At 40.5% G+C, this 12,445-nt stretch carries 9 protein-coding genes and 1 riboswitch; of the genes, 5 read left to right on the forward strand and 4 right to left on the reverse strand.

Features of this window, described 5'->3' with window-relative positions:
- Positions 1-142: 142 nt before the first annotated feature.
- From acnB to AAEY62_RS06635, 4 genes are all read right to left on the reverse strand, one after another.
- Positions 143-2,740, reverse strand: coding sequence for a bifunctional aconitate hydratase 2/2-methylisocitrate dehydratase (gene acnB, locus AAEY62_RS06620; RefSeq protein ID WP_101163270.1), 2,598 nt, complete (start codon positions 2,738-2,740; stop codon positions 143-145).
- Between the two features lie 292 nt (positions 2,741-3,032).
- Positions 3,033-4,094 (reverse strand): OmpA family protein, encoded by a 1,062-nt coding sequence (locus tag AAEY62_RS06625; protein ID WP_024607656.1) that lies wholly within the window; start codon positions 4,092-4,094, stop codon positions 3,033-3,035.
- Positions 4,095-4,484: 390 nt separating this feature from the next.
- Complete coding sequence (locus tag AAEY62_RS06630; protein ID WP_101163271.1) at positions 4,485-5,894, reverse strand: protein adenylyltransferase SelO; 1,410 nt, start codon at positions 5,892-5,894, stop codon at positions 4,485-4,487.
- 11 nt (positions 5,895-5,905) lie between these two features.
- Positions 5,906-6,601, reverse strand: a complete 696-nt coding sequence (locus tag AAEY62_RS06635; protein WP_008167263.1) for a DNA-3-methyladenine glycosylase I — start codon at positions 6,599-6,601, stop codon at positions 5,906-5,908.
- 191 nt (positions 6,602-6,792) lie between these two features.
- A riboswitch (Lysine riboswitch) is annotated at positions 6,793-6,993 on the forward strand.
- Between the two features lie 190 nt (positions 6,994-7,183).
- Here AAEY62_RS06635 and dapA point away from each other — a divergent pair.
- The 5 genes from dapA to AAEY62_RS06660 all read left to right on the forward strand — a co-directional run bounded on the left by dapA (position 7,184) and on the right by AAEY62_RS06660 (position 12,406).
- Positions 7,184-8,068, forward strand: a complete 885-nt coding sequence (gene dapA / locus AAEY62_RS06640; RefSeq protein ID WP_101163272.1) for a 4-hydroxy-tetrahydrodipicolinate synthase — start codon at positions 7,184-7,186, stop codon at positions 8,066-8,068.
- Between the two features lie 15 nt (positions 8,069-8,083).
- Positions 8,084-8,824: a 2,3,4,5-tetrahydropyridine-2,6-dicarboxylate N-succinyltransferase gene (locus tag AAEY62_RS06645; protein ID WP_007376223.1), complete on the forward strand. Its 741-nt coding sequence runs from the start codon at positions 8,084-8,086 to the stop codon at positions 8,822-8,824.
- Positions 8,824-10,029 carry a PLP-dependent decarboxylase gene (locus AAEY62_RS06650; RefSeq protein ID WP_101163273.1) on the forward strand — a complete coding sequence of 402 codons (1,206 nt, stop codon included), beginning with the start codon at positions 8,824-8,826 and terminating at the stop codon, positions 10,027-10,029. The genes AAEY62_RS06645 and AAEY62_RS06650 overlap by 1 nt, the downstream gene beginning before the upstream one ends.
- A 5-nt stretch (positions 10,030-10,034) precedes the next feature.
- Positions 10,035-11,156 (forward strand): succinylglutamate desuccinylase/aspartoacylase family protein, encoded by a 1,122-nt coding sequence (locus tag AAEY62_RS06655; protein WP_101163274.1) that lies wholly within the window; start codon positions 10,035-10,037, stop codon positions 11,154-11,156.
- A 215-nt stretch (positions 11,157-11,371) separates the two neighbouring features.
- Complete coding sequence (locus AAEY62_RS06660) at positions 11,372-12,406, forward strand: phospholipase A (RefSeq protein ID WP_002958796.1); 1,035 nt, start codon at positions 11,372-11,374, stop codon at positions 12,404-12,406.
- Positions 12,407-12,445 lie beyond the last annotated feature (39 nt).

Consider the following 12,445-nt stretch of genomic DNA (forward strand, 5'->3'; position numbering starts at 1 on the left):
ATTTTTGCGCGATTACTTACTTTAAAAGCAACTTAAGACTAGATTTAATACAATAATATAAAAAAAGAAGCATGAACTATCTAATATTTATTTTAGCCAATAAAAAACCCGCCTAAGCGGGTTTTTAAACAAACTCTAAAAATTATACAGCTTGTTGAATAATCACGTTGTCTGCTTTTTTAGTGTAAGCAGGCATACGGTGGAAGTTCAAGTAACGGTATGTATCTGACGCCGTTGCATTGATCTTCGCAGCATATTCTTGGTACTCAGCAACTGTTGGTAATTTACCAATGATTGCAGCAATTGCAGCAAGCTCAGATGATGCTAAGAATACGTTTGCGCCATTACCTAAACGGTTAGGGAAGTTACGTGTAGAGGTAGACACAACCGTTGCTTTATCTGCAACACGTGCTTGGTTACCCATACATAGTGAACAACCTGGAGTTTCGATACGTGCGCCAACACGACCAAAAATACCGTAGTAACCTTCTTCTGTAAGTTGGTCTTTGTCCATCTTAGTAGGTGGAGCAACCCAAAGCTGAGTCGGAAGTTGACCTTTAAAGCCATCAAGCAACTTACCAGCAGCACGGAAGTGACCAATGTTAGTCATACAAGAACCGATGAATACTTCATCTATTTTCTCGCCAGCAACATCAGAAAGAAGACGCGCATCATCTGGGTCATTTGGAGCACAAAGAACTGGCTCTTTAATCTCAGCTAAATCAATTTCAACGATATGCTTGTACTCTGCATCAGCGTCAGCTTCCATTAGTTCTGGGTTAGCTAACCAATCTTGCATTGCAGTAATACGACGTTCAATCGTACGTACATCGCCGTAACCTTCAGAAATCATCCACTTAAGCATAACAATGTTTGATTCTAGGTATTCAGAGATAGACTCTTTAGATAACTTAACAGTACAACCTGCTGCCGAACGCTCTGCAGATGCATCTGATAATTCAAACGCTTGCTCAACAGTTAGGTGCTCAACGCCTTCAATTTCTAGTACGCGACCAGAGAATTCGTTAATTTTACCTTTTTTCTCAACTGTTAATAAACCTTGTTTGATACCGTAGTAAGGGATTGCATGAACAAGGTCACGTAAAGTGATGCCTGGTTGCATTTCGCCTTTAAAACGAACCAAAATAGATTCAGGCATATCAAGTGGCATAACACCAGTTGCTGCTGCGAATGCTACTGCACCCGAACCTGCTGGGAATGAAATACCTAATGGGAAACGTGTATGTGAATCACCACCAGTACCTACGGTATCTGGTAATAACATACGGTTTAACCATGAGTGAATAATACCATCACCTGGACGAAGTGAAACACCGCCACGGTTCATGATGAAATCAGGAAGCGTATGGTGAGTGCTTACATCGATAGGCTTAGGATAAGCTGATGTATGACAGAATGACTGCATTGTTAAATCTGCAGAGAAACCTAAACATGCTAGATCTTTAAGTTCATCACGTGTCATAGGACCTGTTGTATCTTGCGAACCAACAGTTGTCATTTTAGGCTCACAGTACTGACCTGGGCGAATACCTGCAACGTTACATGCTTTACCAACCATTTTTTGCGCTAGTGTGAAGCCTTTATCAGAAACTTCTGTTGCTGTTGGTACTTTAAATGTATCAGTTGCACCTAAGCCAAGAGATGTACGCGCTTTATCAGTTAAACCACGACCGATAATTAGTGGAATACGACCACCAGCACGAACTTCATCTAAAATCACATCAGATTTAAGTTCAAAAGTAGAAATCACTTTATCAGTACCATGTTGCTTAACAACACCTTCGTACGGATAAATGTCGATTTGCTCACCCATGTTGAGTTCATCAACATTTAATTCGATTGGTAATGCGCCTGAATCTTCCATTGTGTTGAAGAAAATTGGAGCAATTTTATTACCTAAACATACACCGCCAACACGCTTGTTTGGTACGAACGGGATATCATCGCCCATAAACCAAAGTACAGAGTTAGTTGCAGACTTACGAGAAGAACCCGTACCAACAACATCACCTACGTAAGCAAGTGGTAAACCTTTAGTTTTTAATTCTTCAAGCTGAGTAATTGGACCTACTTCGCCCGCTTTATCAGGTGTAATACCGTCACGTTCAATTTTTAGCATTGCTAAAGCATGAAGTGGGATATCTGGACGAGACCATGCATCTGGTGCAGGAGACAAGTCATCAGTATTTGTTTCGCCAGTTACTTTAAATACAGTAACTGAGATCTTTTCAGCAACAGCTGGCTTATTAGTAAACCATTCTGCATTTGCCCAAGACTCAATAATTTGCTTAGCGAATGTATTACCTGCTTTTGCTTTTTCTTCTACATCGTAGAACGCATCAAACATAAGTAATGTATTTGAAAGGCCTTTAACTACGATTGGTGCAAGTGTTTCGTCATCAAGTAGGTCAATCATTGGTGCGATATTGTAACCGCCCAACATTGTACCTAATAATTCTGCCGCTTTTTCTTTAGAAACAAGTGGAGAATTAGTTTCACCTTTAGCTACAGCTGCTAAGAAGCCCGCTTTAATATAAGCAGCATCATCAACACCTGCTGGTATACGCTGAATGAACAAATCTAAAATGAATTCTTCTTCACCTGCAGGTGGAGTTTTGATTAATTCAATAAGATCAGCAGTTTGCTGAGCATCTAATGGCGCTGGTACGATACCTAACGCGGCACGTTCTTCTACGTGTTTACGATATTCTTGTAGCACAATATTGCCCTCTTGGTGACGTGAAAGTATCCGGTAGCGCTTCAAGCGCAAATAAGTTACCCAATACTTATAGTATTCTAACGCGTAATTATAAAGCTTTTATGGATAGATGAAAATCCATCCAGTTACGCAACTGATTATACCGATTATAAATACTATGAATAGTGGTTGTAGTAAAAACTATTTTCATGAATACTTGTTAAGTAAGAATCATTACCATTAAACAATACTAATTTATTACAGGCATAAAAAAACCCAGCACTTGGCTGGGTTTTTATTATAAACTATTTAATTAACGTAAAACTTTAACGTTTTTGATAGTTTTGATATGCGCTTCTACACGACGGTTTTCTGCGTTTGCAGCTTTAGTGTTTGCATCATTTTTAAGACGCTCTTCACCTAAACCAACTGTAGTAATACGGTCTTTAGCAATGCCATCAGTAACTAATTGCTTAGCTACTGCATCAGCACGTTTTTTAGATAACCATTTGTTGTAAGTTGCTTTACCTACAGAAGAAGTGTGACCTTCTAAAAGTACTGTTGTATCTGGGTAATCTTTTAAGAATGCAGATACTTTTTCAATATCGTTTAAGTACTGAGTAGATACTGCTGAAGCATTGTTAGGGAAAGTCACTAATAAGCTTACAGTCACTTCTTTATCTTCATATAAAGTACAACCAGTGCCATCAACTGCATCAGTCATAGGTGTGTTAGCACACTTATCATCTGCATCAGGAATGTTGTCGTTGTCGCTATCTGTAGGAGCTACAGCTACTTCAATTACCTTAGGCTCTGGAGCTGGTTTAACTGGCTCTACAGGAGCTGAATTTTGGCCAAATAAGTAGTTAATACCAATTTTAGCGCCTACATCTGTGTAACCACGGTCAAGACCTTGGTATACAGCTGTTTCAGCATTTACAAATAAGCCATCTGTAATGAAATGTTGGTAACCAACACCTGCATTTAAGAATGTATTGTCATCTACTACGTCTATTTCTTTAATACCGAAAAGACCGTAGAAAGGACCGCCATTTAAATGGTAAAGAGCATCAATACCGTAACGCTCGCCATCAATACCGTTGCGGTTGCCAGCAACTTTATCAAAAGCATTAAAATCCATATCTGCATATTCAAGACGTGCGCTCCAGTAATCACTGAAACGGTAACCGGCTTCAACACCCCAGCCAGTTGATTCATTTACATCAAGACCAGCTTGAGCACGCATGTTTTTCCAAGATGCGTCATAATAGTCGCCAAATGCGCCAATGTAGAAACCTTCTTCTTTATCAGCAGCGAATGTAGATGCGCTAGTTGCAGCCAACGCGATTGCAATTGTAAGTGATTTTAATTTCATTGTTTTCTTCCCATTTGAACAATTTTAAATTGTAGCTAATCGATACTAGCTCAATCAGTTTTATATAGACTAACTGAGCCTTTGTTAATCAATACTTAACGAAAAATAAAGTTTATAACTTTTTTCTATGCCTCGTCACAACACACATCCACTTACTATAGGCGAAATTAAAACTTTATTGAAAAATAAATATAGTAGTTTGTTGTAAATTAGTACTTAGCAAGGAATGTAAGAGCAATTAAATTAAATGCACTTATAAATGCAAAGAAATATTGCTTGGCTTTAATTCGGCGCATAATACCACCAGAATTAACATTACCCTAGGTATATGCACATATTTGATTAAAAAATGACTCTTTTTAATCATGTAGTTATACTCAAAGTTAAGTATTAAGTACCACAAAAAGTTTGGTAATCATTATCATTTATCGGTGCAGCCTGAAATTCTGATAATTTTTCACTGTCAGAATACGGGTTACTGGCTATTTTTATAAAGCGCTGTAGTAACTCACTAGACCCTGTAGCGTTATATTGTGCAATTATTTCTTCGATCACATGATTACGCGGTATTACACGAGGATTTGCAGCTCTCATTATTTCATAACTATTATCGTCGGTTAAGCTTACCCACTTAGCTCTCCATTCAATTAGCGACTCAGGTATTACTGTTTCTTCTTTTAAAGATTCAGTAAGCGCATCGAAGGTATTGGTGTAATCGAGCTGATTATCTTTTAATAGTGCTAACAACTCTGCGATTAACTCGCCACTACTATTGCAAGATTCATTTAAACCCAGCTTTTCTCCCCACATAGCCGTAAACTCAGTATTAAATTGCTCAGCAAAGCTATTAATGTATGGCGTCATTAACGAAACAGCTTGTTCGTCATCATCGCTGATAAGCGGTATTAAACTCTCAGCTAAACGAGCACAGTTCCAGTTAGCTATATTAGGTTGATTACCAAATGCATACCGACCTTGTTTGTCGATAGAGCTAAATACAGTATCAAAGTCAAAGCTATTCATCATGGCACACGGGCCGTAATCAATGGTTTCTCCGCTTACTAGCGTATTATCGGTATTCATTACTCCGTGAATAAAGCCAACACGCATCCAGCTCACAACTAGCTTAACTTGGTTTTTAATCACAGCGCCTAAAAATGCTAAATAGCGCTGCGATCCTGTATCTGTTATTTCTGGGTAGTGTCGCTCTATAGCTAAATCGGCTAAATTTTTAAGTCCTTCAACATCGCCTTGCGTCGCTAAATATTGAAACGAGCCAACACGAATATGGCTCGTTGCTAAACGAGTCACTATGGCGCCTGCTTGTGGCGGATTACGATAAACCGTTTCACCACTACCAACAACCGCTAAGCAGCGTGTGGTTTTAATGCCTAGTGCATGCATTGCCTCGCTCATTACGTATTCACGAATAGCAGGACCAAGAGCACAACGCCCATCTCCCCCTCTTGAGTAAGGAGTAGCACCAGAGCCTTTTAATTGAATATCCCACAACTGGTTTTTATCATCATTAATAGCGCCCAGTAAATGCGCTCGCCCATCGCCTAAACGTGGTGAAAAATGTCTAAATTGGTGCCCAGAGTAACCAAGTGCTACTGCAGGAATCGCCTGTTTTTCGTTACCGCTAAAAGTGCTAGCACGCAAATCAGCTGCAACGTTAATATTAAACTCTTTTGCTAAGCTCTCGTTCCACAGTAATAACTGAGGAAAGGCAACACTTGCAGGGAAATCTTCTATCGCAAAGTTTTCCGTAATGTCTGTGTATCTTGGCACTAATTTCATGGTAATTCCTATTATTGCTGACTTATACCAACACGGTTGTCACCTACGCCATAGGCCACAATTAAGCTCAACTCTTGCATACTTAAGCCACTTTGCTTTTGCATTTCGTTAAAAAAGGCTTGGGCTGCACTCAGTGATTTTTTAGTTTGTAAGCCGCCGTCTATAATTTTATGGGCACGCAAATAATTCTCTACATCGCGTGATAGTAAAAAAGTATCTTTACCAAGTGCTCGCAGTGCATAAGGCCCTGTATTTCCGCCTAAACGCGCACCATGCTTTTTTAAATACGCCCATAAACCAATAATATCGTCTGTTGGCCAATTAGCGATAAACTGACTAAAACTGCCATGTTCCCCTGCTATTTCGTGGATCATGTAAGCATTTTCGGTAATTGTTTTTACTTTTTTATAGTTACGAACAATTCGCTCATCCGTTGCTTTTTGTTCCAGCATATCAGGTGGCATCATTAATAACTTATCAACGCTAAAATCCCAAAAAACCTCTCTAAAGCCTGGCCACTTATTATTAATGACTGACCAATAAAAGCCACTTTGAAATACTTTTCGAGTAAATTCCTCAAGCCAATCGTCGTCACTTAACGTGCTTAGTTGTTTTTTAGATAGCGGTTTTGCGAGTAATAACTTAAGCATTTTTTCAGAGCCTTTTCGCTCTACCGCTCGCTTATAAATATCGCTAAATTTTTCCATCTGATTAATACCTTACTTCTACTATGGGTCTAGTGTACGAGAAAAGCACCCAATACGTAACCACCCCTCTTTTCGGTGAATTAATCTGTATTTAGTAGCTTGACACCCAGATGGCTAAAATGCTTTAATCGCCGTAATTACCCTATTTAAATTGCACAGGTTTGTAAGTTTTACTCTACAAACAGGTGCAAAGGGCTAGAAGAGGTGCGTTATTCAGGTAGCGTATGTTAGGAGCGCAAACTCCAGTGAGCATACGTGAGGGGAATTAACGCCGAGAAGTAACCACTTTTGCGAGGTGTTTATTTCGGGCGACTAGGTTGAACCCTAGCGACTGTCACCAATAGCTGCTTATAAAAAGCAGCTTATTAGTTTGGTGGAGAGCTTCTGGTCTTAAATATTAAGGCCGTGCGCCCTATTATTTTAAGCCCATTCGCTCTTCGAATTATTAGTTCGAACGACGTTAATGCGGCTCCTTCCATAAAGCTTTTTAACTCTTCGAATAATACCAATTGCATTAAATTAGTTATCGCTAAAATGATCACGTTTTTAATAAAGTTGGTACAAATTATAAGTTCGTGAGAGATGATCAACAACTTCAATTTAAACGACTACTCATTGTGGACCGCGCTCGTAACGCCATTTGATCAACACGGCGATGTTGACTACAACACGTTAACTAAACTGGTTAGCGAGCAAGAAGCGGCACATAACGGTATTTTACTACTTGGCAGTACGGGCGAAGGTTTAGCACTAACGCTAAAAGAGCAACAAGCCATTGTTGAACACGTATGCCAGCTAAAACCAGCAGTACCACTCATGGTTGCTGTGGGCGGTAGTAACCTAAAGCAACAAATTGAGTGGGTTAACTACTGTAATACACTCCCAATTCATAGCTTTTTACTTGGCTCACCGCTTTATACAAAGCCTGGCGCTATAGGTCAAACTCATTGGTTTGAAAGCCTACTTAATGCAAGTGTTCACCCGTGTATGCTTTATAACGTACCGGGTCGAAGTGCTGTTAGCATTCCAACGGCAACAATTCAAAACTTACAAAATAATAAAAATTTATGGGCGTTAAAAGAAGCGAGCGGCAGCATTGCTCAGTTTGAAGCTTATCGCCAAGCTGCGCCTAATTTAGCTATTTTTAGTGGCGACGATGCTCTAATGCCTTATTTTGCTCAAGCTGGCGCAAAAGGTTTAGTGTCGGTAGCTGCAAATGCATGGCCCGCACAAACTCACGAGTTTGTTAAACGCAGCTTAAGTGGTCAACACCCTAATTTATTTGCCCAGTGGTCAAGCGCTATTAATAGCCTATTTGCTGTTGCAAACCCTATTCCCGTAAAGGTATTGATGCATTTGCAAGGTCGCTTAAGCAGCCCGCAACTTCGTCCACCTTTAACACACCTTGAGTTAACTCAAACCGATTGCATCACAACTGCAAACAACACCATTTTATCTTGGCATTAAATACAGGTTTTTATAATGAGCTGGTTAGAACTATTAAATAATTTAGAATCGGGCGCAGTACGCGCAGCATCACAAAACGAAAGCGGCCAATGGCAAGCTAACGTAGAAGTAAAACAAGGCATTTTGGATGCCTTCAAAAATGGCACTAATACTGAGTTTGCAGGTGGTTTTGTTGATAAACATAACTTAGCTCCACAAGAATTTAGTACTGACGATGGCGTTCGTATGGTACCGGGTGGCTCAAGTGTTCGCCGTGGTGCTTATGTGGCTAAAGGCACGATTATTATGCCACCAGCGTATGTAAACATTGGTGCATATATCGACGAAGGCACAATGGTAGATAGCCACGCATTAGTTGGCTCGTGTGCACAAGTAGGTAAAAACGTACATTTAAGTGCTGCAGTGCAGCTTGGTGGTGTACTTGAGCCAATTGGTGCAAGCCCAGTAGTTGTAGAAGACGACGCCTTTATTGGCGCTGGCTGTATTATTGTTGAAGGTGTAGTTATTAAAAAAGGTGCAGTACTTGCCCCAGGCGTGCGTTTATCAGCAACTATTCCGGTATACGACTGCGTAAACGAGCGCCAACTAGATAAAGGCGAGCCAATCCCAGAATACGCGATTGTAATACCAGGCTCTCGCCCTGCGTCAAACGAGTGGGCGCGCGAGCAAGGCTTAAGCATGTCGTGTGCGTTAATTGTTAAATACCGCGACGAGAAAAGCGATGCATCGTTATTGCTTGAAGAGGTTTTACGATAATGAGCTTTTTGAGCACGCCTATCAAAACCGCTGTAAATACAATTACACAACAACTTGATACACCTTTTTTTGTTTACGACCTAGATCAACTAAACGCGCATCTTGCACGTTTAGTTGCGCAAACCGATGTAAAACTGTGGTACGCGGTAAAAGCAAATCCACTGTCTAAAATTATTCAAAGCTTAGACAACGCTGGTTTTAATTTTGACGTAGCAAGTAAAGGTGAGCTTGAGCAAGTGCTAGCACAAGGTATTAGCTCACAGCGCGTGCTCAACACAGGGCCTGCAAAAAGCCCTAAACAAATTAAACACTTTATTGAGCGCGGAGTACGTATATTCGTAGCCGAAAGCCTCAATCAAGTACGTTGGTTAAACCAACAAGCGCAACTACAAAATACGCAGTTACAAGTATTACTGCGAGTGCAATTACGCTGGCCTGAAGGTGAAAAAAATCCACTGGGCGGCGATAGCCTTACGCCGTTTGGTTTGGGTTGTGATGAGTGGCAAGCACTCAATGTAACCGACTACCCTGCACTTAAGTTTGACGGCTTACATATTTTTCAGTGGGGCAACATGCTTAGCACGCAAAAACTAAGCTACTTGTGGTCACAAATGATTGCACCTCTTAGCCAACTTGCCAGCGATTTAAATATTAGCCTTAAAATTCTCGATTTAGGCGGCGGCTTAGGTATTCCTTATACACAAAATGAAGCAACACTTGATTGGGATGACTTAATTGCTGCGCTCGCTAAAATTAAAAATGATGCGGGTGTAGAAGAGCTATGGATGGAACTTGGCCGCTATGCCGTGGGAGAATGTGGTCATTACGCAAACCCAGTAATAGAGCGCAAACAAAACTATAATCAACAGCAAGTCATTTTAAGCGGCGGTATAAACCACTTATTACGCCCTGCTGTTACCAGCCAAGATTTTCCTGCTGCGTTACTGCGTGAATCCAGTGCTAAAATTCAAGCGGTCACTTTATACGGCCCGCTTTGTACAGCGCTTGATTGCTTAGGTGAGCATAACCTGCCAAGCGATTTAAATGAGCACGACTGGCTAGTGTTTAGCCAGTGCGGTGCTTACGGCTTTACCGAAAGTATGCCGTATTTTTTATGCCACGAGCTCGCCGGCGAGTACACATTGCAAAACGGTGAACTTACCTGTGTTCGCCAAGCCGAAAATGCCAGCCACTACTTAAGGTAATAAGCATGAGTAATACAACACACATCAGCCAAGAGAACATTGTAGTAGGGGAAGTTGCAAACGGCTTACCACTTACAATTCCGGTGTATCGTTTAAAAGGTGATGGCACAGGGCCTAGTGTTTATGTTCAGGCCAATATGCATGGCGCTGAAGTACAAGGCAACGCTGTTATTTTTCAGCTACTTGAGCAATTAAAGCATCTTAACCTTAGTGGCGATATTACCCTTGTACCTTATGCAAATCCGATTGGTTGTAATCAAAAATCTGGCGAGTTTACCCTTGGCAGGTTCGATCCAATTACGGGCACTAATTGGAATCGCATGTATCACTACAATAAAAATTTAGTGGCACAGTTTGCACAAAATCATACCCAGTATGACGACGCTACATTAAAAAGTAACTTCAAACAGGCGCTTATTGACGATGTAGACAGCAAACTTAACGGCCCGGCTTATTTACTTAATACGGGTAAACGCATTGCACTTAACCTACAAAAGCTCGCTCATCAGGCTGATATAGTACTCGATTTACACACAGGTCCTATTTCAAGCAAGCATTTGTACTGCCCAACCTATGCAACCGACAGCGCGCTTTACTTTAATATTGAACATGTACTGCTTATTCCTAGTGATTTTGACGGAGCTATGGATGAAGCTAACTTTTGCCCATGGTGGCATTTGAGTGATGCACTTAGCGAGCAAGGTCGTGAATTATCAATACCTGTAGAAGCATTTACTGTAGAGCTAGGCAGCCAAGAAAAAATAGACTTAAAAGAAGCACTAAACGATGCTAACAGCATTTTAAGTTACTTAAATCACAAAGGCGTACTGCAAAACGCGCCGCATACGCCAGCCAATATGACTCGCTATGCATGTAATTTAGATGACTACTTTGCTTATTACGCCCCTATTGGCGGCATGGTTGAATACTTAGCCCCACTTGGTGGGCACATTAAAGCCGGTGAGCCTATTGCTAATATTTTACGCATGGAGCGCTACTTAAGCGAGCAACCACTGCAAACACTTACTCTCGATTGCGATGCAATTGCCATTTTGCACTTTGCCTCAGCGAGTGTTAACCAAGGCACCGAGCTTTATAAGTTTTTTACTAACGTATTTGAGCTTTAGCTCACCCTTCTCATTGCGTGAGAGCGCATTAACCAAAATAGTTAATGTGCATTAAAAAAGCGGCTTAGGCCGCTTTTTTTCTGATCTATATTTACTTTGTATACGTAGTGAACTTGTTATAAATACAAATTCAGTAAAAGTTCACCGTTACATATGTAAAAAGACGTTATAATTAAATTAACGCATACAACAACCCAAACTCACAAGGAATTACAATGAGCTGGCGCCACTGGATCACACTTTCTGCCTTAATAAGTACAGCTACCTTCGCACAAGAAGAAGTTGCTACAAATGAGCAAGACAACGACATCGAACTTGTAAAGCAGTGTATTTTAAATGAGGTAATTGGCGGAGATGGTAAACAAACATTAGACGATCTTCGTAAAAAGTGTTCAGCTCTTGAAGAAAACAAACAACTTACCGCGCTTGATAAACGCCAAGCTCGTGAAGAAGTTGGTAAAAAAAATAGAAATGTAATTACTCCACATAAGCGTAACTATATTTTACCTCTTTCGTACGTATCACACCCAAACGATCGCCCATTTGATGGCTTTGATGCACTAACCGACGATAACGACGGTGAACCGCTCGACAACTTAGAAGCAAAATACCAGCTATCGATAAAAGTGCCTCTTTACGATGATTTTTCGGATAAAGACCAAGCCATATTTTTTGGCTTTACACTGCAATCATATTGGCAGATTTATAACTCAGAAATTTCTTCTCCATTTCGTGAAACCAACTACGAACCAGAGATATTTTGGATAAATTACCTCGACCCAGAAAACGTATTATGGGGCGACGAAATGGCAATCGCATTAGGTATTTCGCATCAATCAAATGGTCGAAGCCAACCAAACTCACGTTCGTGGAACCGTATTTATGCAGACTTTATCTGGGAAAACAGAGGCTTTGTTTTTAGCTTTAAACCTTGGTACCGAATAGCTGAGGACGAAAAAGAAGATATTTTAGAAGCCAATGGCGACGACAACCCAGACATATATAAATACATGGGTTACTTTGAGTTTAGCGGCGCGTATCGTTTTCATGACCATGAATTTAGCTTTATGACACGTAACAACTTAAATTCAGATAATCGTGGTGCAATTCAACTCGACTGGTCGTTTCCTTTATGGGGCCGCGTTCGTGGTTATGCACAATACTTTAACGGTTATGGCGAAAGCTTAATTGATTACAATGCGGATGTAGAACGTATTGGTGTAGGTATATTATTAACCGATCTGCTGTAATACTTCCCTAAGTTTTACGCACAAAAAAGCCAAGCATCG

The sequence above is a fragment of the Pseudoalteromonas sp. GW168-MNA-CIBAN-0100 genome, assembly GCF_040309225.1.
Lineage (GTDB): Bacteria > Pseudomonadota > Gammaproteobacteria > Enterobacterales > Alteromonadaceae > Pseudoalteromonas > Pseudoalteromonas arctica.

Bases quoted from the DNA above. Each gene is read 5' to 3' on its own strand.
- AAEY62_RS06655 (WP_101163274.1), top strand. From the start codon at position 10,035: ATGAGTAATACAACACACATCAGCCAAGAGAACATTGTAGTAGGGGAA.
- AAEY62_RS06660 (WP_002958796.1), top strand. From the start codon at position 11,372: ATGAGCTGGCGCCACTGGATCACACTTTCTGCCTTAATAAGTACAGCT.
- AAEY62_RS06630 (WP_101163271.1), bottom strand. From the start codon at position 5,894: ATGAAATTAGTGCCAAGATACACAGACATTACGGAAAACTTTGCGATA.
- dapA (WP_101163272.1), top strand. From the start codon at position 7,184: ATGATCAACAACTTCAATTTAAACGACTACTCATTGTGGACCGCGCTC.
- AAEY62_RS06650 (WP_101163273.1), top strand. From the start codon at position 8,824: ATGAGCTTTTTGAGCACGCCTATCAAAACCGCTGTAAATACAATTACA.
- AAEY62_RS06625 (WP_024607656.1), bottom strand. From the start codon at position 4,094: ATGAAATTAAAATCACTTACAATTGCAATCGCGTTGGCTGCAACTAGC.
- AAEY62_RS06645 (WP_007376223.1), top strand. From the start codon at position 8,084: ATGAGCTGGTTAGAACTATTAAATAATTTAGAATCGGGCGCAGTACGC.
- AAEY62_RS06635 (WP_008167263.1), bottom strand. From the start codon at position 6,601: ATGGAAAAATTTAGCGATATTTATAAGCGAGCGGTAGAGCGAAAAGGC.